Source organism: Kitasatospora sp. NPDC059462 (assembly GCF_042749955.1).
Lineage (GTDB): Bacteria > Actinomycetota > Actinomycetes > Streptomycetales > Streptomycetaceae > Kitasatospora.
This window is the reverse complement of sequence record NZ_JBHYUU010000066.1, coordinates 1-22,215: the sequence shown is the minus strand read 5'-3', so window position 1 is coordinate 22,215 and position 22,215 is coordinate 1. Positions and strand designations below refer to the sequence as shown.

Sequence of the window (22,215 nt, the reverse complement as noted above, 5' to 3'; positions counted from 1 at the left end):
GCCGCCCCGTCGAGCGCGCCCCAGGGCTTGGTCAGCTGTCGGATGCGCATGTGGGCAACTCCCGTCTGACGCGGGGGGGGGGGGGGGTGTCGCTCGGGGGGCCGGGGCCCCCCCGGAGCGACGGAGGATCACTTGGCCTTGGTCTCCGGCTTCGGCTTGGCCTTCCCCTTGAGGGCGGGCGCGACCGGCGCGGCCTTGGTGATGTCGAGCGCGAAGTTCTGGACCACCACGGCGCCCCGGTCACGCTCCGGGGTGCTGATCGGGTCGTTCTGGATGCTGCGTCGCTTCATGGCTGTTCACCTCCTTCCGTCGACTCGGCGGGGACCCCTGGGCGGTCGCCCCGGGGTGCTCGGGGGAGCGGTGCCGGCCAGACGCGCCCGGCGAAGCGGACCATCGCGGCGAGCACCGACCGGTGGTCGGCGGTGCGGCGGCTGTAGTGGCCGCCGTCCACCCAGAGCAGTTCGTGCGGCACCGCCAGCCGGCGCAGGTCGGCGGCGTAGCCGGCCACCTGCCCGGGCGGGCACCGCTCGTCGGTCCGCGAGGCGACCAGCAGCACGGGCGAGCGGACCTGGTGCACGTACGCGCGCGGATCGGCCACGCGGTAGCGCTCGGGCACCTCCTCCGGGCTGCCGCCGAAGAGCTGCCGGTCGAGCTCGCGCAGCGCGGGGGTGGTGCCGCGGTAGGCGGCGGGGTAGTCCGCGATCGGCTGGGCGGCCATGCCGAGCGACCACAGCTCCGGCTGCGCGCCCATCGCGAGCAGGGTCAGGTAGCCGCCCCAGGAGAACCCGCACAGCCCGGTGCGCTCCGCGAGCGCCGTGCCGTCGGCGACCAGCTCCGCGCGGACGGCGGCAAGGTCCTCGATCTGCGCCAGCCCGACCCGGTGGCCGTAGGCGTGCTGCCAACGGGCGCCGTAGCCGGTGGAGCCCCGGTAGTTGGTGCGCACCACCGCGTAGCCGTGGTCCACCAGGGCGTTCACCCGGGGGTCGTAGGAGTCCCGGTCGTGGGTGGCGGGGCCGCCGTGCACCAGGAAGAGGACCGGCCACGGGCCGGGCCCGGCCGGGGTGCTGACGAAGCTGTGGATCCGCCCGTACGACCGGGGCGTCCAGCGCCGGCTGCGGACGGTGTCGTCCCGGTCCGGCCCGGGGTGGCCGGCCGCCTCCGTGCCGGGGCGCAGCACCAGTGGGCGGGGCGGCGTCGACTCCCGGCTCCAGACGCAGTGCAGGGTGCCGTCCGGGGCGCAGGACAGGTCGTGGATGGTGCCGCCGGGCGTGCGGATCTCCCGGGCCCCGGTCGACCGCGGTCGCGCCGGCGGGCCGAGGTCGGCCAGGAGCAGCCGGCTGCGCCCCGCCCGCTCGTGCTGGACCAGCACCTCGCGCGGCCCCCGGTACCAGCCGGCCGATATCTGCGAGTCGAACGACAGCCCCGGGTGCCGGCGCAGCCCCGTGTCCGCCCGCCAGGTCGCGACGGTGTAGCGCTCGTCCTCCTCGACCACCAGCAGCAGTTCCGGCTCGGTGGCCGCGAGCGGGTTGAACTCGATCGGCCAGAGCCGTGAACCGCCGTTCCCGCCGAGCCGCAGCGGATCGCCGGCCCGGGCGCCGGTCGGCCACAGGACCACCGCGTCGTCCCCGTCCGGCTGCCCGCCGAGGGCGAGCAGCCGCCCGTCCGGCGACAGGTCGGCCAGGCCCAGGTACCCCGGCACCGCGCCGATCGGCCGTGCCGCGCCGGCGGGCGGCCCGACGTAGCAGTACGAGGCGTCCTCGACGCCCACCGCCACCGCCGCGAGCGCGCCCGTCCGGTCGAAGGCGACGCCGTACGCCCGCCCGGGCGGCACGCCGGGCAGCGCCTCGCCGCCCGCCCCGCCGGCGAACGGCTCACGCCGCCACCGCCCCACCCCGGCACCGTCGGCGTCGAACCACCAGATGGCACCGCCGTCCGGCTCGATCTCGCTCAGGTGGACGCCCCCCGGCCGGTCCGTGACCACGCGGCGCCGCCCGGTCCCGAGATCCCAGGCCACCGCCTGCCACCGGTCGTCGACCAGCCGTGTCTCGACCGCGCGGCCGGCCGCCAGCGCGGCGAAGCCGGGGGACTGGAACGCCTGTGACACGGGCCCGGCCCTTCCGGCTCGATGAGGTGAACAGGCTGCGCCGAACGCTCGGGGGACCGGTGAACGGATGTGCGGAAAGGACCACAGGTCGAAGGTCGCGGTCGACTCTAGGGGGGTGTGCCGACCTCGAACAGACCTCGTGCACAGATGGCCGAAAGAGGGCTGGGACGGCCGTCGGACGGCAGGACCGTACGGGTGCCGGGACGGCGGAGGCGACGGGCGGGGCGGCCGTTCCGCCTCCCCGGGCGTCGGACGGGGCCCCGGCCTACTGTGGTGGAAGGGCCGGCGGCTCCGCACCGGGCCGGGGACGGCCCCGGAACGGGGGTCCCCGTGCTGGAACCCGTGATCGTCACCGCGCTGCTGATCGTCCTGACCGGCTGGTGCGCGGTGCACTGCGCGCTCGTGCTCGCGGGGCGCCGCTGCGCCGACCGCCGGCTGGAGCTGACCGAGATCGTCATGGCGCTCGCCATGGTCGCGATGATGGCCCCGGCCCTCGACCCCCTGCCGCAGGTCGTCTGGGCGGCCCTGCTCGCGGCGTGCGCGGCCTGGCCGGCCCTGCTCCTCCTGGGACACGCCGGACGCGCCGGACGCCCCGGACGCGCCGGACGCCCCGGACACGCCGGACGCGCCGGACGCCCCGGACACGCGAGCCGCGCCGGCCCCGGCGGCTGGCAGCACTACCCCCACCACGCCCTCAGCGCCGCCGCGCTGGCCGCGCTGGTGCTGCCGCTCGCACCGACGCACCAGCACGCCCGCGGCGCCGCCCATCCGGGTGCCGCGGCGGTGCCGGAATGGACCCTGCTCGCGCTCGCCGCCTACTTCCTGGCCCACGCCGCCTGCGGGGCCGGTGCGATGCTGCCGCGCCCGGCGGACGCCGCCCGGCGCGCGGGAGCGCGGCCGGTCCTCGGACCGGCCGCGCCCTCACCCTGTCTGGTCGCCGCGCGGCAGTCGGTGATGTCGATCGGCATGGTCTACATGCTGCTCGGCATGAGCTGACGGCGGCCGTCCGCCGGCCCGGCGCACCGGCGGGGCCCGGCGCACCGGGCCGGCCGGGTCACGCGCCGTCGCGCCGCACCGCCAGGAAGCTCGCGGTCTGCCCGGCCGGCGCGCCCCCGTGCGGCTCCGCCCGCAGCACCGTCCCGGCGAGGACGACCCGCTGGTGGACACCGGTCTCCCAGTGGCGCAGGATGCCGCCGTCGTACTCGTAGTGGAAGTCGGCGACGGGCGGCCGGCCCCGGCCGCTCAGGGTGAACGAGACCCTGGACGAGGCCGCCGTGGCGGTTCCGGCCATGTCCATGATGATCGCCGGCTCCTCTCCCGGATCCGAGAGGATCAGCTCGCCGCCGACGGTGCCGTCCGCCGAGGCCGTCAGCTCCAGCGTCGCCTGGGCGAACCGGAGGCTGTTGAAGTCGTCGACGGGATCCGGCAGCTCCAGGAAGCTCCGGTAGGTGTACGTCCCGGTCAGGTCGATGACGTCCACGGGGTGCTACGCCTCCTCGGCCAGCAGGCGCGCGTTGATGCTGGGGCTGCCCGCCTGGGTGAGCGGGAAGGCCGTCCCGATCGCCCCGGCGTGCCCGGGCACGTCGATCCGGACGGACAGCGACCGGTCGAGCAGCTGCTCCTGGGGAAGCCGGAAGTCGATGTTGACGACGCCGTGCTGCACGCAGGTCGCACAGCTGCGCGGATCGTCCGGCTGGAAGAAGTAGCGTTTGGCGACCGGCTCGCCGTCGGCGAGCAGGCTCACCACGAAGGAGCCCGGGATGTTCAGCCGGTCGATCCCCTTCACCCGGACCGAGACCGGGTTGGCGCTGCGGAACGCGAAGGTGCGGGCGGCGTCGATGCTTCCGCTCAGGTTCTCCAACACGCCCTCCACGGGGCTGACGAGGTCCAGCCGGTCGTAGGAGATGTCGGTCTCGATCGTCTGGTCGGCGGTCACGCTGTACGGCGGCAGCGCGTTGAACGGCGGCGTGAGCCAGTCGGTGTTGTTCCCCAGGGTGGACCGGAACCCGGTCAGGGTGGTCGCGCCGACGCGGGTCTGCCAGCTCAGCCAGAGCCGGTCCAGGTTGCAGTGGTAGAACCAGAACACCGGGTCGAAGGCGGCCACGTTCTGGTTGCCCATCGTCGGCCCGATCGATCCGTGGCCGCCGTCGTGGGCCTGGATCGAGAAGTCCTGGTAGCCGTTGACGTTGAAGGCGCCCCACAGCGACTGGACGAGCGAGGTGGCGATGTCGTCCAGGACCCCGAAGTCGATCACGTTCTGGGCGATGGTGTCGACCGGGAAGCGCTGGGTCGTGTACGGGAAGAACCCGGGTACCGGATGCGGCGTGGCGTCGGCGCCGGGGTCGGCCGGCAGCACGTACGCGTCGAACGGCGGGTGCTGCAGCCGGTCGGGCAGCTTGGTCGAGATGTCCCAGTAGGGGATCGTCACCTCCTCGCAGCCGGGCACGGTGCGCAGCGCGTCCTCGAAGACGCGCAGGTACTGGCGGTGCCAGGGGTTGTAGCGGTTCTCGTGGTGCAGGCAGAACCGCTTCGGGAGACCGTGGTGCCCGGCCAGCGCGAAGTAGCTGTCCGGGGCCTTCGGGTCGCGGGCCATCAGGCCCTCGAACGCCGTCCTCAGCTGCGCGAACTCGGCGTCGCTCAGCGTGGTGACGTCCTTGCGGACCCGGGTCGTGGGCGCCGGGGTCGGCGGGCCGGCCGGTGTCGCGGTGCCGAGCGGGAAGCCGTTGACGATCCAGTTGCGGAAGGTCTGCGAGCGTTCGGCGCTCCACTTGCCCGCCGCGTCCGGGGGCATCTGCGCGTCCGGCGGAGCGGTCTGGGCGTGGATCGCGAGCGCGTTGGCCTTCACCCCGTCGTAGGTGCCGAGTTCGATCCCCTTCTGGCCCATGTGATCGATGTCCTCGGGGCGGAAGAAGAAGCGGATGTCCGCCAGATAGGTCGGTGCCGCGACGACCTGGTCGGTGGTCGGGCCGGGGTCGGTGGGGCTCATGCGTCCTCCGCGGGGCTTCGAACTGGTGTGGGGGCCGGCCGCCCCGGGTGGGCGAACCCCGGGGGTCGCACCCGAACGATCGGTACAGGCCAACAGTCGGAGATGCTCCGACCGGTCGCCAGACGGGCTGCGCCGGATGGGGCACCGCCGGGGAACGCGGGGTGCCGGGTCACCCGGGGCGGGCGTGGACCGCCTTCCGGCGCGGGGACGGCCGGGAGCGGTTCACAGGTAGCACCGGCGGTGTCGGGCGCTGCCGGCGGCGCGGCCCGCACGCAGGGCGAGCTGGGCCAGCAGGGCGGCGCGCCGGTCGGTCGGGCCGAGCAGGTCGGGGGCGTGGGCCAGGAGTCCCCACCAGGCGCCGGCGGCGTCGGCCAGCGGCGAGGACGGCATGCCGGCGGCGGCGAACTCGCGGTAGAGCTTGGGGTGCGAACGCCCGAAGCCGTAGGCCTGCCGGACGATGGCCCGGGTCTCGCTGCGGTGCCGGTAGTGCACGACCGCGTCGGGGGCGAACTCCAGCCGGTAGCCGGCCAGCTGGGCGCGCCAGAAGAACTCGGTGTCGTCGCCGCCGCCCCGGTAGCTCTCGTCGAAGCCGCCCAGCCGGCTCCACAGCTCCTTGTGGAAGCCGCAGTTGGCGCCCGCCGGATAGGGCAGGAAGCCGAAGGTGTCCAGCAGGGCGGGGGCCTTCTTCGGCGGCCGCGCGGCGAGCGCCAACGGCCCGTTGAGCCGCCGGCGTTCGAGGGCGCCGCCGGCGGCCGGGCTGGTCCGCAGGGCGTCGACCAGGCCGGCCACCCAGCCGGGCGCCGCCACGTCGTCCGCGTCGCAGAGCAGCACGAACTCGCCGTCGGCCTGTCGGCACCCGATGTTGCGCGCCCGGTTGACGCCGGCGGCCCCGGCGAAGGCCACCCTCAGCCGGGGCATCCGCCGCTGCCAGGACCGCAGCAGCCCGCGGGTGCCGTCGCTGGAGCCGTTCTCGACGACGATGACCTCCCACGGGTCCGGGTAGGTCTGCCGGCCCAGGGCCTCCAACTGGCCGCCGATCGTCCGCTCGGCGTTGCGCGCGGGGATGACCACCGAGACCAGGCGCACCGGCCGGGCGGCCCCGCTCATCCCGGGCTCCGCGCGGCCGGCCCCGCCGCCCGGACGGCGCGGAGCACCGCGGCGGTGTCCCGGAGGTCCGCCAGCACCGTGTCCGCCCCCGCCGCCCGCAGCGCGTGGGCGCTGCTCGCGCCCGAGGCGACGGCGACCACCCGCGCCCCGCCGATGCGTCCCGCGGCCACGTCGCGCGGGGTGTCGCCGATCAGGACGGTGCGCCCGGCGTCGAAGGCGTGTCCGTGCACCGCCGCCGCGCGCCGCCGCGCCACCGGGACGAGGGCGGGCCGTTCGCGCGCGTCGTCGCCGTACGCGCCGATGTCGAGGTCCAGGAACTCCGCCAGCCCGAACAGCCCCAGCTTCAGCTCGGCGTTGGCCCGCAGATTGCCGGTCAGCACGGACTGCGTGACGTCACCCCGCGCTGCCAGCGCCCGCAGGGCTTCGGCGGCCCCCGGCAGGGCCCGTCCGGCGGCCCGCAGCTCGGCGGCCCGTTCGCGCAGCCGGGCGGCCAGTTCGGCGGTGACCCGCTCCGGGCCGACCCCGCCGACGCCGTGCCGGGCGAACAGCTCGTCCATGATGTCGAGTTCGGTCCGCCCGGCGATGCTGACGCGGTGCAGCGCCGGCCGGCCGGTGAGGCGCTCGAAGGCGCTCGGGTAGAGGGCCTCGCAGACGTGGTCGCCGTCGATCAGCGTGCCGTCGATGTCCCACAGGAGCAGCAGCCGCGTCATACCCGGGCCGCCGGTCGTCGAGGGGCCGGCCCGGCGGTGAAGGGGCCCCGCTCGGTGGTGCAGGCCGCGCCGTGCCGGGCGGCGAGGTCCAGGGCGTCGGCCGTGGTCCTGCCGGTGGCGAGCGCGTAGGTGAGGACGGCCGCGAAGTTGTCCCCGACCCCGTAGGTGTCGACCAGGGGGCCCGGGGCGTGGGCGGGCCGGTAGCGGCGAGGGGGCTGGTTGCAGCAGGTGAACACGCCGCCGTGGCGGCCTTCGGTGCTGACCACCAGGTCCGGCAGCCGGCGCAGCAGCGCCGGGTCGCAGCGCTCGGCCGGGTCGCAGCCGCTGCCCACCAGCGCGTCGACCCGCACGCCGGACTCCAGCACGGTGGTGAACTCGCGCGCCGTCACCACGAGGACCCGCGCCCGCCGGGCCCGGCGCAGCAGGGCGGCGTCCCCGGCGGTGAAGAACACCGCGTCCAGGGAGGCGAGCTGCGCCCAGTCGAAGGGGTCCTCGGCGGCCGGCTGCAGGCGTTCGCCCAGGGTCACGGTGGTGCGTTCGCCGGAACGGTCGACCATGCTCACGGCGGTGCGGGTGGGGCCGGGGCGCGGCGCGGCCAGGACCCGTACGCCGCGGTGCTCCAGTTCGGCCCGCGAGCGCCGCCCGGCGTGGTCGTCGCCGAGGGCGGTGAAGAAGGCGCAGTCCCCGGCCAGTTCGGCCAGCCGCACGGCCGCAACCGCGCCGCCGCCGGCCGGGCCCTGCCAGAGCCGGTGCGCGTGGACCACCTCGCCGGCGCCGGGCACCCGGTCGAGCCCCGCGATCGTGGTCCACTCGACGTGCCCCATCACGGCCACGCGTGGCCGGGGGCGGCCGGAGCGGGCCGTCGTACGGGTGGGGCGGCTGTCTTCGTCCATCGCTCCTCGGCTCTCGCTGCGGCCCTCCGGGGCCTCGCTCCCAGTCGACCACCGTCCTTCCGGGTACGCACCGAGCCGTGCGCCGATCGTGGGTACGCCGACGAACCGCGGGGCGGGCGCCGGGTGGGGGGAAGCATGAATGGCGGGACCGGGTGGGCCACGCGATGATGGACGCTCGGCGCCTCGGCTCCGTACCCGAACCCCTGGCCGCGCGGCCGTTCGCCGCCGCTGGACGGAGGTGTCCGTGTGAAGGACGTGGATGCGATTCTCTTCGATTTCGACGGGACGCTGTGGGATCCGGAGGCCGAGATCTTCCGTGCGCACGCGGAGGTCTTCCGGGAATTCGGTCACCAGCTCCCGGCCGAGGTGTGGTCGTCGCTCGTCGGCACGATCGGCTCCGACCTGTGGACCCGGCTCGAACGGGCCACCGGCTGCACGGCGGACCGCCGCGAACTGCAGCGGCGGGTCCGCCACCGGCAGCGGGAGCTGCTCGGCGGGCTGTGCGGCAGGCCCGGCGTGCACCGGGTCCTGGGCGCGGTCGACGCGCTGGGGATCTCCCGGGGGATCGTCAGCAACTCCACCCGGGAATGGGTCGCGCGCTATGCGCGGCAGTGCGGAATCGCCGACGGGTGGAGCACCGTGCAGTGCGCCGACGGTGACCGGGCCAGCGCCAAACCGGAGCCGGACCTCTATGTCGCGGCGCTCGCCTCGCTGGGGATTCCGGCCGAGCGGGCGGTCGCCTTCGAGGATTCCCCCAACGGCGTGCGCGCCGCGAAACGGGCCGGAATCCGGTGCGTCGCGGTACCGAACGCGATGACCGCCGAACTCGATCTCCAGGAAGCGGATCTGCGGTTCGAATCGTTCGAGCAGGTCGATCTGCCAGGAATTGTCGGAGGAAAGCCGATGCGCCAGGCAAGCCCCGCGGCACGAACCGCCGCCGCTCCCGAGCCCCCGCCCGGCGGGGACGCCGCGGCCGCGCTCCAGCACTACTACTACCGGCCGGACGACCTCAGGGTGGCCGGGGGCGAGGGCGTGTACCTCTACGGCGAGGACGGCCGGCGCTATCTCGACTGCTCCTCGGGGACGTTCAACCTGAGCCTGGGCTACGCCCACCCCGAGATCGTCGAGGTGGTCCGCGAGCAGGCCGGCCGGCTGATCCACGTCACCTCCAAGTTCCAGACCGAGCCGCTGAACGCGCTGGTGGCCAAGCTGGCCGAGGTCTCGCCGGCGAACCTCACCCGGGTGCACCTGAAGTCGGCGAGCGGCTCGGACGCCAACGAGAGCGCCGTCAAGATCGCCCAGGTGCACACCGGGAAGTCCGACGTGGTCACCCTCTTCCGCGGCCACCTCGGCCAGACCCTCGGCATGATCGGGGCCTCCGGCGCCGCCTTCCGGCGCACCCCCTTCCCCTCGCACCTGCCCGGCGTCGTGCACGTCCCCGACCCGCACTGCCTGCGCTGCTTCTACCGGCAGGAGCGGGCCACCTGCGGCCTGCTGTGCGTCGAGCGGATCAACGACTTCATCGACTACGCGAGCACCGGCCGGGTGGCCTGCGTGGTGCTGGAGCCGATCAGCGGCAACGGCGGCAACGTCGTGCCGCCGGACGGCTACCTGCGGGCGCTCAAGGACCTGTGCGAGGAACGCGGCATCGTGCTGGTCTTCGACGAGATCCAGACCGGCTTCGGACGCACCGGCCGGATGTTCGCCGCCGACCACTTCGGCGTCGCCCCGCACATGATGACCTTCGGCAAGGGCCTCGGCGGCGCGGGGATGCCGATCGCGGGCATCCTGACCGAGGAGCGGCTGACCGGGGTGGAGGGACACCACATCAACTCCACCTTCGGCGGCAACGTGCTGGCCGCCGCGGCCGCCCTGAAGACCGTCGAGATCATCGGCCGCCCCGGCTTCCTGGAGAACGTGCGCGAGGTCGGCGGGCACGTGCTCACCCGGCTGCGCGACCTCGCCGCGAAGGTGCCGTTCGTCCGGGAGGTGCGCGGCGTCGGGCTGATGATCGGCATCGACGTCGTGGACCGGGACGGCCGCCCCGACGCCCGGCTCACCAACCACCTCGCCGAACGCGGCATGGACCACGGACTGCTGCTGCGGACCTCGCTCTACGGGCACGGCAACGTGCTGAAGGTCCGCCCGGCACTGATCATGACCCGTCAGGAGGCGGACGAGATGTGCGACCTGCTGGAACGACTCTTCCTCTCGGTCTCATGAGGGGCCTCGTCCAGGAGCTGTCCGGGCGGATCCGGGCGGCCGTGCGCGAGGGACTGCACGAGGTCGGCAGCCGCTACGTGGCGGGGACGGCCAAGGGCGGCGACGCCGAGTTCCCCGTCGACGTGCTCGCGGAGCGCGCCGCCTGGGACTTCCTGCGCGAGCGCGGCGAGCCGGTGGCCGTCTACACCGAGAGCGAGGGGCTGCGCACCATCGGCCGCGCACCCGGACACGTGCTGATCATCGACCCCATCGACGGGACCCGCGGCGCCGCCGCCGACCTGGAGATGGCCTGCGTCTCCATCGCCGCGGCCCCGTTCACCGAGGCGCCCACCATCGGCGACATCCGCCACGCGATGCTCCAGGAGATCAAGACCGGCCACTGGCTCTACGCCGACGAGCACGGGCCCGGCATCGAGTCCGGCGGCTTCCCCGCCCCGGTGCCCCGGCTTTCCGCCACCACCGATCCCGGGCGGATGTTCTGGTCGCTGGAGTTCAACGGCCACCCGGCGGAGCTGATGATCGGGTCGTACGGCCACCTGATCGACGCCTCGGCCAACACCGGCGGCGTGTACGTCTTCAACAGCGCCTCCTTCTCCATCTCCCGGATCATCACCGGCCAGATGGACGCCTACGTCGACATCGGCAACCGGCTGCTGCGCGACCGTCCCGAGACCGAGGCGGACTTCCGCCGGGTCGGCCACGGGAGCGTGCTGCACCTGTTCCCCTACGACATCGCCGCCTCCGTGTACCTGGCGGAACGCGCCGGGGTCACCATCACCGACGCCTACGGCAAACCGCTGCACGACACCCTGCTGCTGGACATCGGCCCGCTGAACCAGCGCTCCTGCATCGCCGCCTGCACCCCGCAGCTGCACGCGGCGCTGATCGACTCGATCCGCTGGTAGGAGGACGCGGTGACCGACCACCGGCACGTCACCTCCCCGCGCCCGCCCGGCGGATGGACCGACCGGACGGCCCTGGCGGCCGTCGCCGGGACCCTCGGCCTGACGATCGGGGAGGAGATCCTGGACGGCGGCTCCCCGGCCCGGGTCCACCGGGCCCTCACCCCCGCCGGGGAGGGCCTGGTGGTCAAGGTCCTGGTGCCCGCCCCCGGCGCCGTGGACGGCCACGACCTGGAGTCCTTCCGCCGCAAGCTGCGCCAGATCGAGCTGCTGCGCACCCTGGCGCCGCGCCTGGCGGCGCACTACCTGCCGGTCCCGCACGTCCTCGACGGTGACGGCTGGTCGGCCTGCACGACGCCGTACTACGACTCCGCGGACCTGGCCGCGCCCCTGCGGGAGTCGCCGCAGGGCACCGGGGAGTTCTTCCGCCGGTACACCGCCCTCGTCCAGGCCCTGGTCCTGGACGGGTACGCCGTGCGCTCCCACCCCACCCCGGCCGGCCACCTGGCGGACGTCGTCCTGGGCCGCTTCCTGCGACGGCTGCCCGTGCTGCGCCGGGCCCTGCCGCCGGAGCTGACGGGCGCCGGGCGGCTCACGGTCAACGACGTCCCCTGCGAGGCCCCGCAGCTGGTGCTGGAACGGCTGGCGGGCCGGCTGGCCCGGCTGGAGCCCGCCCGGCTGATGGCCCCCGCCCACGGTGACGCCAACACCCGCAACGTGCTGCTCTCCACCCGCCCCGGCGCGGCGGCCGAGGACTTCCGGCTGATCGACCCGCGCGGCTCCGTCGAGCCGTGGGACCCGGTCTACGACCTGGCGAAGACACTGTTCAGCCTCACCGTCTGGGATCCCGCCCTGCGCACGGGCTTCGCGGTGCGCAGGACGGCGCACGGCTACCGGGTGGGCTTCCGCCGCCCGGTGTTCCCGGGCTACCGCGCGGCGATCCACCGCTTCCTGCCCCGGCTGGCGGCCCATGACGGCCTGTCGGACCTGTTCCGGGACGACCCGGGCTGGTGGGACCGGCTGCTGCTGACGCACGCCCTGCACGTCCTGGCGGAGGCGCCGTGCCGCCTCTCCGACCGCAAGCCCAAACCCGACCTGCGGGGGCGGGACTCCCCGCCCGCCGAACTCGCGCTCGGCCACTACCTGATCGGCACCCTGCTGCTCAACGACCTCGCCGCCCGGCTCGGCCGCCCCGGCGGCGTGGACGTCGCGGGCCACCTGGCCCTGGTCGCCGACCACCTTCCCTAGTCATGCCGCCAGGTGCGCGAGCGCTTCGTCCAGCCCGGGGCCCAGCAGGCCGTGCCGGGTGCTGCGCAGCACCAGCCGCGGGGGCCGGCGGCAGCCGGGGCCGTCGTGCTCCGCGGGCACCACCCGGGTCGGCAGCGCCAGGGCCCGCCGGACCCGGGACATCAGCTCGTAGCGGGTCACCACGTCGGCGCCGCCGTAGTGCACCACGCCGGTGCGGTCCCACAGCCGGGTCAGCGCCGGGCCGAGGCTGGGCAGGTAGACGGGGGCGCAGACCAGGTCGGTGCGGGCGGCGGTGGCCGGTCCGGCCAGGCGGGCCAGGAAGGTGTTGGCCCAGGGCCCGCGCCCGAAGACCATCGGGATCCGCACAACCAGGTGGCCGCCCTCGGCGAGCAGCAGGTCCTCCGCCGCCGCCTTGGTCCGCCCGTAGACGTTCACCGGGGCGCGGAGGTCCGCCTCGGTGTACTGCTCCCGGGTGCCGTCGAAGACGTTGTCGCTGGAGAGCAGGACCAGCTTCGCCGCCGAGCCGCGCACGGCGTCCAGCAGCACCTCGACGGGGCGGACGTTGAGGCGGTGGGCCAGCTCCGGGTCGGCCTCGGCCTGCTCCAGGGGGACCAGGCCGGCCGCGTGGACGACGAGGTCGAAGCCGTCGGCCGCGAGCGCCGCCAGCCGGGACTCGTCCCGCAGGTCCAGCCGCACCAGCCCCGGGGCCGGCCGGGTGGCGTACGTGCCGACCACCTCGTGACGGGACGCCAGGTGGCTCCACAGGCCGCCGCCGACGAACCCCGAGGCACCGAGCAGCAGGATCCTCAGCCGGGAGTCCGGCGGGGGCGGCCACCCGCTCGGCCGCCAGAATGGGTTCATAGCGGACATTCTATGGGACCGTTGACGAACGATCCGGTGGGAGGCTGCGATGAAGGCCGTCGTGTTCGAGGACGTGGGCGTGCCCGGCATCCACGACCGTGCGGTCCCCTCCTACGGGGCGGACGAGGTCCTGGTCGAGGTGGCGGCCACCGGGATCTGCGGCACGGACCGGGCGATCCTGCTGGGCGAGTTCCCCGCCCGGCGCGGGGTGGTGCTGGGGCACGAGGCGGCCGGCGCGGTGGCGGCGGTCGGGTCCGGCGTCGGCTCGGTGGCACCGGGTGACCGGGTGGTGATCAACCCGACCTACCACTGCGACCGGTGCCGCCCCTGCCGGCGCGGGATGCCGGCCCACTGCGGGGCGAAGGCGGGCCGCGAGGTCGGCGTCGACCGGGACGGGACGATGGCCGGCTTCGCCGTCGTGCCCGAGCGCTTCGTCCACCGGTTGCCCGCCTCGGTGTCCTACCGGCGCGGGGCCCTGGTGGAGCCGCTCGCCTGCGTGCTGAACAACCTGGCGGCCGCCCGGCCGCGCTGGGACGACCGGGTGCTCGTCGTCGGCGCCGGCCCGATCGGGGCGCTGTGCGCCCTGGTGCTGGCCCGGCGCGGCGCCCGGGTCACCCTGGCCGAGCGCGATCCGGGCCGGGTGGCCCTCGCCCGGCTGCTGCTGCCGGGCACGGTCCGGGTGCTGCCCGCCGAGGAGGCCGCCGGGGCGGGCCCGCCCGACGTGGCCATCGACACCACCGGGACGCTGCCCGGGGACGTGTTCGGCGCGGTGGCGGCCGGGGGCACCGTCGTGGTGATGGGGGAGAGGGAGAGCGGCGTCGCCACCGTGCCGCTGCGGGCGCTGGTGACCAGGGGCGTCCGGCTGGTGGGCGCCGGACCGTACCGGCCGGCGGACTTCGCCCTGGCGGTGGACCTCGCGCGGGAGCTGCCGCTGGAATCACTGGTGACCCATGTGCTGCCGCTCGAACGCTGCGCCGAGGCCCTCGCACTGCTGGCCCTCGCGCCGGCGGCCGGCTACGGCGCGATGAAGGTCCTGCTCGCCGGCGACGGGGGTCTCGCCCCGTGAGGCCCCGCCCCGTGAGGCCCCGCCCCGCGAGGCCCCGCTTCGTGAGGCCCCGCTTCGTCGACGGAACGCTGTGGCTGGACGGGCGGCCCCGGTTCCTGATCACCGGCGAGTACCCCTACTACCGGGACCGCCCCGGGCGGTGGGCCGCCAAGCTGGCGGCCGTGCGCGAGGCCGGCATCGAGGTGGTGACCTGCTACGTCCCCTGGCGGCACCACGAGGTCGCCGGGGCCGACGGCGCCCGGCGGTGGTGCTTCGAGGGGGACGGCAACCGCGACCTGGCCGGCTTCCTGCACCTGGTCGCGGCCGCCGGGCTGCTCGCGGTGGTGAAGCCGGGCCCCTTCGTCCACGCCGAACTGCCCTACGGCGGACTGCCCGACCGGCTCAGCCCCGCGCTCGACCCCCGGCGGACCGCCGCCCGGTCCGCCGACGGCCGGCCGCTGACCTGCCAGCAGTACCCGCTGCCCTCCGCCCTGGACCCGGCGTTCCTCGCCGACGCGACCGGCTGGCTGCGCGCCGTCGGCCGCTTCCTGCGCCCGTTCGCCCACCCGCGCGGCCCGGTCGTCGCCGCCCAGATCGGCAACGAGGGGCACTACGGGGAGAGCGCGCTGCCGATCGACGCGCTCGACTACGCGCCGCCGGGCACCGACGCCTTCGCCCGCTTCGCCCGCTTCGCCCCCGGCCCGGCCGCGCCCACCGGCGCGCAGGCCGGGGCCGGGGCCCGCGCCGACGGGCTCCGCTCCCAGGTCGACTGGGGCCGGTGGTCGGCCGAGGTTCTGGCCGCCGGGATGGCGGGCTGGGCCGAGGCGCTCGCACCGGACCTCCCCGTCTTCACCACCTGCGCGCCGCCGGCCCGGGCCGAGCGCGTCCCGGGCCGGGCGGCCGGCCGCCACGACGCCTGGCTGGCCAGGAACCGGATCGGCGCGGCCGCCGCCCTGCCCCGCGCCTACACCAGCTGGACGGGCGACGTGCTCGCCGACGAGGAGGCCCTGATCGGCTACGTCCTGGCGGCCAAGGCCGGACCGGGCCCCAACATCGAGGAGAACTGGGGCCTGCGCTGGGCGGAGGCGGGCTGCGCCTTCCCGGTGGTCCCGGTCCACCGCACCCTGCTCGGCGTGGCCTGCGGGGCGACCGGCATCAGCGTCTACCCGGCCTGCGCCACCGAGGGCTGGGGCCCGCACCTCGCGGTGGACCGCACCTGGCTGACGGAGACGGCCGGTGATCCCGTGCCCTTCGGGGCGCCCTACGGCGACGGCGCCCCGGTCCGGCTGGACGCCGGCCCCGGCCCGGCCTTCGCCGCGCTGCGGGTGCTGACCCACTTCCTGGCCGGGCGGCAGGAGGCGCTGGCCCTCTCGCGTCCGGAGCCCGGCGTGCGGTGGGGCGTGCACCCGCCGTACGCGGCGATCGGCGCCTGGGACTGGGCGCGCGACGGCGCGCGGCCGGTGCCGTCGGCCGACCGCACCCTGCTGCCCTTCGTCACGCACTGCCTGCACCGCAACCTGCCCTTCCGGCTGACGGAACTCACCGGCCGCAGCGCCCTCGACCCCACGGCGGGGCCCCTGGCCACCGCCTCGGCCCGCTTCATGGAACGGTCCCTGCAACGGCGGCTCGCCGCGTTCGCCGGGAACGGCGGAGCGCTCCTCCTGCTGGGCGAACTGCCGTCCCTGGACGAGGACCTGAACCCCTGCACCGAACTCGCCGACGCCGCGCGGCGCAGCGGCGGGGTCGCGCTGGCGCCCGGCGGGCGGAGCGTCGGCCGGGCCGTCGAGGACTGGCCGGCCGGCCGCACCGCCGCCGTGCGGGGCAGACCGGCGCCCTGGCTCGAACTGCGCCGGGTCACCCGGGATCCCGAGGAGGCCCTCGTCTTCCTGTTCAACCGCACCGACGGCCCGCTGCGGGCCCGCACCGCGTGCGGGGACCAACTGGTCACCGCCGATCTGGTCGGGGGCGGCTGCGCCGTCGTCCAGGTCGCGCGCGGACGGCTCGGGGCGTGCTACGTGAAGGGGCTGAACGAGCGGACCGGCGCCGGGGTGCCGGTCCGGGTCGGGGTCGGGAGCGACCTGCTGAGCACCGACCGGCCGTGCGACCTGTCCGCGCTCCGCGGGCCGGGCGGCTTCGAGGTGCGCACCGCCGCCGCGCACGGCGCGGCCCGGGTGGTCCTGCCGGAGGGGTCATGACCGGGGCCCGGGCCGAGGCGGTCGGCATCGACGTCGGCGCCACCAAGATCGCGGCGGTGCGGATCACGGCCGACGGCACGGTCGCGGCGCGCGCCCGCGCTGCCACGCCGCGCCGCACGGCGCAGGAGCTGGTCGCCGCCGTCGCCGCCCTGGTGGCGAGGGTGCGCGGCGAGCGGGCCGTCGCCGTCGGCGTCGGGTTGCCGGGGATGGTCGACGCCCGGACCGGCGCACTGGCCTTCGCCCCCGGGCTGGACTTCGCGCGCGCCCCGCTGCGGGAGCCGATCGCGGACGCCGTCGGCCTGCCGGTGGTGACCGACAACGACGCCAACGCCGCCGCGTGGGCCGAGTACCGGCTCGGCGCGGGGCGCGGGCACGCGGACCTGGTGCTGGTGACGCTCGGCACCGGTCTGGGGTGCGGCGTGGTCGTGGGCGGGCGGTTGCTGCACGGCGCGCACGGCTTCGCCGCCGAGGCCAGCCACCTGATCGTCGAGCCCGGGGGGCCGCTGTGCGAGTGCGGCAACCGCGGGTGCTGGGGCGAGACGGCGTCCGGCGCCGCCATCGGCAGGCGCGGGCTGCGGGAGGCGGCGGCCCGGCCGGGCTCGCCGCTGGCCCGGCTGATCGGCGAGGACCGGGCGGGCGCCGGCGCGGCCGTCACGGCCGCCGCCCGCGGCGGCGACGAACAGGCCCTGGAGATCATGGACCGGGTGGGCACGCTGACCGGTGTCGGCCTGGCCGCGCTGGCCAATGTGTTCGACCCGGCGGTGCTGGTCGTCGGAGGCGGGTCGGTCGCCGCGGGGGAACTGCTGCTCGCCCCGGCGCGCGCCGAGTTCGCCCGCCGGCTGTACGCGCCCGGCGACCGCCCGCCGGTGCCGGTGCTGGCGGCCCGCTTCGCCGCTGACGCCGGTGCGATCGGCGCGGCGTTGCTGGCGCTCGACCGGGCGCGTGGGGATCCGGCCTCGGGGTGATGTTGCTCAGGCGGTGCGGAGCGGCCGGGGTGTGGCCGGGTCGGTGAGCAGGGCGGCCGTCGTCCGCAGTGCCCGCCCGGCGTTCGGCCGCCGGTGCCGGTGCGGACCGGTCTGGGCGTGGACGGGTCGGCGAGCAGGGCGGGCGCCGTCCGCAGTGCCCGTCCGGCGTTCGGCCGCTGGTGGTGGCGGGTGGCTTCGCGGCCGAGGCCGGTGCGGTCGGCGCGGGGTTGCTGGCGTTCGACCGCGCGTGTGGGGAGCCGGCCTCGGGGTGATGTTGCTCAGGCGGTGCGGATCGGTCGGGGTGTGGCCGGGTCGGTGAGCAGGGCGGCCGCCGTTCGCAGTGCCCGCCCGGCCTCCGGCTCCCGCCGGTGCCGGTGCGGAGCGGTTGGGGTGTGGCCGGGTCGGTGAGCAGGGCGGCCGTCGTCCGCAGTGCCCGTCCGGCGTTCGGCCGTCGGTGCTGGTGGTGGCGGGTGGCTTCGCGGCCGAGCCGGTGCGGTTGGCGCGGGGTTGCTGGTGTTCGGCCGCGCGTGTGGGGGTCCGGCCTCGGGGTGATGTTGCTCAGCCGGTGCGGAGCGGCCGGGGTGTGGCCGGGTCGGCGAGCAGGGCGGCCGCCGTTCGCAGCGCCCGCTCGGCGTCCGGCTCCCGCCGGGCCACCGAGCGGTGCCGGTCGTGGCCCCAGGTCTGCCAGTAGCCGCTGATCTTGCCGTACCGGTCGTCGACCACGACGTGCGGCAGGCCGAGCAGCAGGCTCAGCAGATGGCCGTGCAGCCGGTCGGTGACCACCGCCGAGGCGCTGCCGAGCAGCCGGCAGCCGCGCCGGAGCTGGAGTTCGGCATGGCGGTCCTGGGCGTCGGCCAGCTCAGCCGCCGCCCGGTCGCCCGCCGCCCGGTCGCCCGCCGTCGCGCGGACCTCCGCCGAGGCGTTCGCGATCCGCTGCCGGACGGCCCGCAGCGCGGCGGGCCAGTCCGCGTCGGCGCCCTCCTGCGCGGTCCAGTCCGTCCGGTGCACCCCGGCGTCCGTCGGCGGGCCGCCGGGTTCGTGCGCGGCGGCCGACTCGTGGTCCTCGCGCCGCAGCCACAGGATCCGCCGCTCGGGCCGGGCGAGCCGGGGCAGGCCGGTCATCGCGAACGCGCAGTCCGGGGCGAGCGCGGAGGGGGTCCGGAAGGCGCGGCGGGCCGCGCGCAGGCTCGGCTCGTCGCGCAGCAGCAGCACCAGGTCGGGATGCGCGTCGAAGACGGCCCGGGCCCGGTCCAGGGCCGCCGGGTCGCCGAAGTGCAGGGACTGCGGCAGCTGGATGATCCGGTGTCCCGGGAAGGCACCGATCACGCGTTCGCGCATCCGTTGGTGGCTCGGCCACAGGTCGCCCAGGTTGCCGCCGCCGGTCAACAGGATGGTGCCGCTCGGCAGCCGCTCGGCGAGCGCCGCCTCGCAGAAGTCGTGGTGGTCGGCGGTGTACACGACCTCGGCGCCCAGTTCGGCGAGCAGCGCGCGCACCCCCAGCCAGATCGCGCTGTCGCCGACGTTGGCGTAGTGCGGGAAGCCCAGCAGCGCGCAGCGGCCCGGCGGCCCGACCAGCTCGCGGACGGTCCGCGCGAGCCGGCGCCGGTCGTCGGCCCACCGGCCGCCCCCGGTCACCGGGCCACCGCCGCCGGGGGCACCGGCCCGTGGCCGTCCGCCGCCAGCGCGGCCGCCTCCGCGAGATCGGGGCGGCCCCGGGCGGCGGCGTCGGCCCCGGTCTCGCGCATGGCGTCCCGGGCGTCGGCCGTGCCCATCGGGACGCTGCGCAGCCGGTCGGGGTCGAGCACGGCGGGCAGCGTCCCGCAGCGCGGGAGCACCCCGGCCAGTTCGAGGGCGACCATGGTCCGCAGGCACTTCTCGCACGCCCCGCAGTTGCGTCCGGGCCGGTCGCGCCAGCACACCGTGAGGTTCCGCAGCGCCAGGTCGGAGTGCGCCAGCCGGCGCGCCACCTTCTGCGCCCTGGTGGCGTCGGCGCCGTCGTGCACGACCTCCAGCGCCTCGGTGGACCACAGGTGGTCCAGCACCGGGTGCGAGCCGTACGGCGGCAGCCGGCGGTAGTCGAAGCTGGCCGCGATCAGGCAGCGGCCGAGCAGGCCCTGCAGCGCCAGCGCGGTGGCGGCGAGCGCCGCTCCGTGGAAGTCCTCCCAGCGGACCAGCGGGGCGGTGAAGGCGCGCACATCGGTCTCCACGGCCAGGGCCCGGCAGCCGGTCCCGGCGGCCACCTGCCGGACCCGGCCGAGCAGGTGCTCCTGGTCCGGGCCGGAGTGCCGGTCGAAGTTGACGAACAGCAGCTCGGTCACCGGCCGGTGACCGGGCTCGGCGCGGCGCTCGCCGTCCCCGAGCAGGCTGTAGAAGGAGTCCACGCCCAGGGTGAAGAACAGCCCCACGCCGGCCGGCCCGCGCCGCGCCTCGTCGACCTCGCCCGCCGTCACCCGGACCTCGCGCAGCCGCTCCCACCAGGCCGCGTAGACGGCCGCCACGGTCCGCGCCGAGCGCAGCAGCCGGGCGGAGACCGGAGCGTCGACCACCAGCTCCTCGCCGAGGCTCATCGCCGGCATCAGCAGCGCGGCGAGGAAGGCGTCGCCGCGCTCGGGCAGCCAGTCGCCCTCGCCGCCCGGCACCGTGAAGTGCAGCCGGGCCGACGGCAGTTCCGTCCCGGCCCGGACCGCCGCCGACAACCGCCGGCCGTCCGCGACCGGCTCGCTCCTGACATCCTCGACGATCATTCCTCCGCCTCTCCGGCAGCCGCCCGGCGCGCGTCCCCACCCGGCCGGCCGCTCACGATCCGCTTGTACCAGGGCGGCGCCGCCCCGTCCCGGCCGCCGGGGCACGGCCCGCCCGGTGTCCACCCGGGCGGGTCAGCCGTGGTCACGGGGGCCGGTGGGCCCGGGCGGGCGGTCCGTTCGGCCCCGTGCGCCGGGGCTGCGGCGGACGGCAGGGTGGGGGAGCCGGCAGCCCGGTTCGCCGCCGCCCGGACGGGGAACCATGGAGCCGCGCTCACCACGGGAGGTGGAGCATGTCCGCTGCGGGCACGGCGGTGATCGAACTCAGATCGCTGACCAAGCGCTACGGGCGCAGCGTCGGGATCGACGGCCTGGACCTCGACATCGGCGCGGGCGAGGTGTTCGGACTGCTCGGGCCCAACGGCGCGGGGAAGACCACCACGCTGCGCTGTCTGGTCGGGCTGCTCAGGCCGAGCGCCGGAGCGGTGCGGATCCTGGGCCTGGACCCGGTGGCCGACCACCGCCGGGTGGCGCCGTCCGTCGGCTACCTCCCGGGCGAACTGCGGCTCTACCCCGAACTCACCGGCCGTCAGACGCTCGACCTGCTGGCGAACCTCCAGGGCGCCCCCGCGCCCCGGCAGGCCGAGCTCTGCACCCGGCTGAACCTGTCCCGGGCCGACCTGGATAAGACGGTCGGGGCGTACTCGCGCGGCATGAAGCAGAAGCTGGGGCTGGTCCAGGCCCTCCAGCACCGCCCGGCCCTCACCGTCCTCGACGAACCCACCGAGGGTCTGGACCCGCTGGTCCAGGAGGTGTTCTTCGAACTCCTCGCCGAGGAGACGGCGGCCGGCCGCACGGTGCTGCTCTCCAGCCACGTCCTGCCGGAGGTGCAGCGGGCCTGCGGCCGGGTGGCGATCATCCGCGGCGGGCGGCTGGTGGCCGTCCAGTCGGTGGCCGCGCTGCGCCGGGCCCGGGCCCGGCGGATCCGGCTGGTGCTCGCCGACGGGCGGGGCGAGCGGCCGCTCGGCACGGCCGAGCGCTGGTCCCCGCGCTGGGACGGCCCCCGGGTGGAACTCCTGGTGCCGCCGGACGACGTCGTGGCGGCGGTGCGCGACCTGCTCGCGACCCTGCCGGTGGGCGACCTCACCGTCGAGGAGGCCGGTCTGGACGAGGCCTTCCTCGACCTCTACCGGACCGGTGAGGAGCCCGCCGCCGCACCCGGCGGCGGCCCCGGCGCGGAGGGACGGTCATGAGCCGGGCCACCGTCAGCCGGCGGCTGCCCCTGGTCTGGCTGGCCCTGCACCGGCGGCGCCGGATGCTGCTGTCGCTGGTGCTCGGCATGGTCGTCTTCGAGGCCCTGATCGTCGTGATCACCGGGACGGTGCCGCCCACCGACCTGTTCGGCGGCACGGCGAACCCGCCGGACGCCTTCAAGGCGTTCAGCGGCTCCAACGGGGACGTCTCCATCGCCAGCTACCCCGGCCTGCTCGGCGCCGGGCTCACCCACCCGTTCTGGATCGCGCTCCAGCTCACCGCCATCGGCGCGCTGGGCGCGGCGGCGGTCGCCGCCGACGTCGAGTCCGGCACCGTCGAACTGCTGATGACCCGTCCGGTCTCCCGCCGCCGGCTGCTGGCCGAGCGGACCGTCGCGCTGGTGGCCGCGTCCGTCCTGCTGAACGCCGCGGCCACCGCCACGGTGGCGCTCGGCGTCGCGCTCTCACCGGACCTGCGGGCCGCCGTCCCGGTCGGCGGGGTGCTCGCCGCCGGACTGCTGGGGTGCGGCTTCACGCTCTGCCTGACCGGGCCGGTGCTGGCGGTCTCGGCCGTGAGCCGGCGCCGGGCGCACGTGGTCGGGGCCGCGGTCGCCCTCGGCGCGGTCGGGTTCGCGCTCAACTTCGTGGCCCTCGCCTGGAAGCCGGCCGCGCCGCTGCGGTACCTCAGCCCCTTCCACTACTACACGCCCGCCGACGCGCTGGCCGGCGGCACCGTTCCATGGTCCTCGCTGGTCGTCCTGTCCGCCGTCGGCCTGGCGGGGCTGGCCGCCGCCTTCGCCCTGCTGGACCGCCGCGACCTGGCGATCTGACCCCGGGGGACCGGGCGCAGCGGGCCGTCGAGGCCCTCGACCACGAAGCCCTCGGGATCGGCGACCACCTCGTAGTGCCGGCGCGCGAGGCGGTCGGCGATCCCGGGTGCGGCCCCGCAGACCCGGGCCCCGGGGGGCCTCGCGGCCGTGGC

The 22,215-nt window shown here is 76.2% G+C and carries 19 protein-coding genes; 9 read left to right on the top strand and 10 right to left on the bottom strand.

What is annotated here, in order from left to right:
• Positions 1 to 128: 128 nt before the first annotated feature.
• Positions 129 to 290 carry a hypothetical protein gene (locus ACFXAM_RS18645; protein WP_380292481.1) on the bottom strand — a complete coding sequence of 54 codons (162 nt, stop codon included), beginning with the start codon at positions 288 to 290 and terminating at the stop codon, positions 129 to 131.
• On the bottom strand, positions 287 to 2,104 hold the full coding sequence (locus ACFXAM_RS18640) for an alpha/beta hydrolase family protein (RefSeq protein ID WP_380292479.1): 1,818 nt from the start codon (positions 2,102 to 2,104) through the stop codon (positions 287 to 289). Before ACFXAM_RS18640 ends, ACFXAM_RS18645 begins: the two co-directional genes overlap by 4 nt.
• A gap of 330 nt (positions 2,105 to 2,434) precedes the next feature.
• On the opposite strand from ACFXAM_RS18640, the gene ACFXAM_RS18635 reads away from it, so the two are divergent.
• Complete coding sequence (locus ACFXAM_RS18635; RefSeq protein ID WP_380292477.1) at positions 2,435 to 3,100, top strand: DUF5134 domain-containing protein; 666 nt, start codon at positions 2,435 to 2,437, stop codon at positions 3,098 to 3,100.
• A gap of 58 nt (positions 3,101 to 3,158) precedes the next feature.
• Here the strand turns inward: ACFXAM_RS18635 and ACFXAM_RS18630 are convergent, their stop codons facing one another.
• The 5 genes from ACFXAM_RS18630 to ACFXAM_RS18610 form a co-directional block, all read right to left on the bottom strand.
• Positions 3,159 to 3,584, bottom strand: coding sequence for a hypothetical protein (locus ACFXAM_RS18630; protein ID WP_380292475.1), 426 nt, complete (start codon positions 3,582 to 3,584; stop codon positions 3,159 to 3,161).
• Between the two features lie 6 nt (positions 3,585 to 3,590).
• Positions 3,591 to 5,090: a tyrosinase family protein gene (locus ACFXAM_RS18625; RefSeq protein WP_380292473.1), complete on the bottom strand. Its 1,500-nt coding sequence runs from the start codon at positions 5,088 to 5,090 to the stop codon at positions 3,591 to 3,593.
• Between the two features lie 222 nt (positions 5,091 to 5,312).
• Positions 5,313 to 6,197 carry a glycosyltransferase family 2 protein gene (locus ACFXAM_RS18620; RefSeq protein WP_380292471.1) on the bottom strand — a complete coding sequence of 295 codons (885 nt, stop codon included), beginning with the start codon at positions 6,195 to 6,197 and terminating at the stop codon, positions 5,313 to 5,315.
• Positions 6,194 to 6,907, bottom strand: a complete 714-nt coding sequence (locus tag ACFXAM_RS18615) for a haloacid dehalogenase-like hydrolase (protein WP_380292469.1) — start codon at positions 6,905 to 6,907, stop codon at positions 6,194 to 6,196. Before ACFXAM_RS18615 ends, ACFXAM_RS18620 begins: the two co-directional genes overlap by 4 nt.
• Complete coding sequence (locus ACFXAM_RS18610) at positions 6,904 to 7,800, bottom strand: PfkB family carbohydrate kinase (RefSeq protein ID WP_380292467.1); 897 nt, start codon at positions 7,798 to 7,800, stop codon at positions 6,904 to 6,906. The genes ACFXAM_RS18615 and ACFXAM_RS18610 overlap by 4 nt, the downstream gene beginning before the upstream one ends.
• A 246-nt stretch (positions 7,801 to 8,046) precedes the next feature.
• Here ACFXAM_RS18610 and ACFXAM_RS18605 point away from each other — a divergent pair, with 246 nt between their 5' ends.
• The 3 genes from ACFXAM_RS18605 to ACFXAM_RS18595 are packed head-to-tail and all read left to right on the top strand — an operon-like array spanning position 8,047 to position 12,173.
• The gene (locus ACFXAM_RS18605) at positions 8,047 to 10,023 is read left to right on the top strand and encodes an aminotransferase class III-fold pyridoxal phosphate-dependent enzyme (RefSeq protein WP_380292465.1); all 1,977 of its coding nucleotides are present in this window, start codon (positions 8,047 to 8,049) and stop codon (positions 10,021 to 10,023) included.
• A complete protein-coding gene (locus ACFXAM_RS18600; RefSeq protein ID WP_380292463.1) occupies positions 10,020 to 10,928 on the top strand; it encodes an inositol monophosphatase family protein in 909 nt (302 codons plus the stop codon). Before ACFXAM_RS18605 ends, ACFXAM_RS18600 begins: the two co-directional genes overlap by 4 nt.
• A gap of 9 nt (positions 10,929 to 10,937) precedes the next feature.
• A complete protein-coding gene (locus ACFXAM_RS18595) occupies positions 10,938 to 12,173 on the top strand; it encodes a hypothetical protein (protein ID WP_380292461.1) in 1,236 nt (411 codons plus the stop codon).
• On the opposite strand, the gene ACFXAM_RS18590 is transcribed toward ACFXAM_RS18595, so the two are convergent.
• Positions 12,174 to 13,034, bottom strand: a complete 861-nt coding sequence (locus ACFXAM_RS18590; RefSeq protein ID WP_380292459.1) for an SDR family oxidoreductase — start codon at positions 13,032 to 13,034, stop codon at positions 12,174 to 12,176.
• 49 nt (positions 13,035 to 13,083) lie between these two features.
• Here ACFXAM_RS18590 and ACFXAM_RS18585 point away from each other — a divergent pair, with 49 nt between their 5' ends.
• The 3 genes from ACFXAM_RS18585 to ACFXAM_RS18575 are packed head-to-tail and all read left to right on the top strand — an operon-like array spanning position 13,084 to position 17,239.
• Positions 13,084 to 14,100: a zinc-binding dehydrogenase gene (locus tag ACFXAM_RS18585; protein ID WP_380292457.1), complete on the top strand. Its 1,017-nt coding sequence runs from the start codon at positions 13,084 to 13,086 to the stop codon at positions 14,098 to 14,100.
• A gap of 41 nt (positions 14,101 to 14,141) precedes the next feature.
• Positions 14,142 to 16,274: a beta-galactosidase gene (locus ACFXAM_RS18580; RefSeq protein ID WP_380292455.1), complete on the top strand. Its 2,133-nt coding sequence runs from the start codon at positions 14,142 to 14,144 to the stop codon at positions 16,272 to 16,274.
• On the top strand, positions 16,271 to 17,239 hold the full coding sequence (locus tag ACFXAM_RS18575) for an ROK family protein (protein ID WP_380292453.1): 969 nt from the start codon (positions 16,271 to 16,273) through the stop codon (positions 17,237 to 17,239). Before ACFXAM_RS18580 ends, ACFXAM_RS18575 begins: the two co-directional genes overlap by 4 nt.
• Before the next feature lie 558 nt (positions 17,240 to 17,797).
• Here the strand turns inward: ACFXAM_RS18575 and ACFXAM_RS18570 are convergent.
• Both ACFXAM_RS18570 and ACFXAM_RS18565 read right to left on the bottom strand, forming a co-directional pair.
• Positions 17,798 to 18,874, bottom strand: coding sequence for a polysaccharide pyruvyl transferase family protein (locus ACFXAM_RS18570; RefSeq protein ID WP_380292452.1), 1,077 nt, complete (start codon positions 18,872 to 18,874; stop codon positions 17,798 to 17,800).
• A complete protein-coding gene (locus ACFXAM_RS18565; protein WP_380292450.1) occupies positions 18,871 to 19,983 on the bottom strand; it encodes a hypothetical protein in 1,113 nt (370 codons plus the stop codon). Before ACFXAM_RS18565 ends, ACFXAM_RS18570 begins: the two co-directional genes overlap by 4 nt.
• Positions 19,984 to 20,273: 290 nt before the next feature.
• Between ACFXAM_RS18565 and ACFXAM_RS18560 the strand changes: the two genes are divergently transcribed.
• Positions 20,274 to 21,233 (top strand): ABC transporter ATP-binding protein, encoded by a 960-nt coding sequence (locus tag ACFXAM_RS18560; RefSeq protein ID WP_380292448.1) that lies wholly within the window; start codon positions 20,274 to 20,276, stop codon positions 21,231 to 21,233.
• Positions 21,230 to 22,063 (top strand): ABC transporter permease subunit, encoded by an 834-nt coding sequence (locus tag ACFXAM_RS18555; RefSeq protein WP_380292446.1) that lies wholly within the window; start codon positions 21,230 to 21,232, stop codon positions 22,061 to 22,063. The genes ACFXAM_RS18560 and ACFXAM_RS18555 overlap by 4 nt, the downstream gene beginning before the upstream one ends.
• The last annotated feature ends 152 nt before the right edge of the window (positions 22,064 to 22,215 follow it).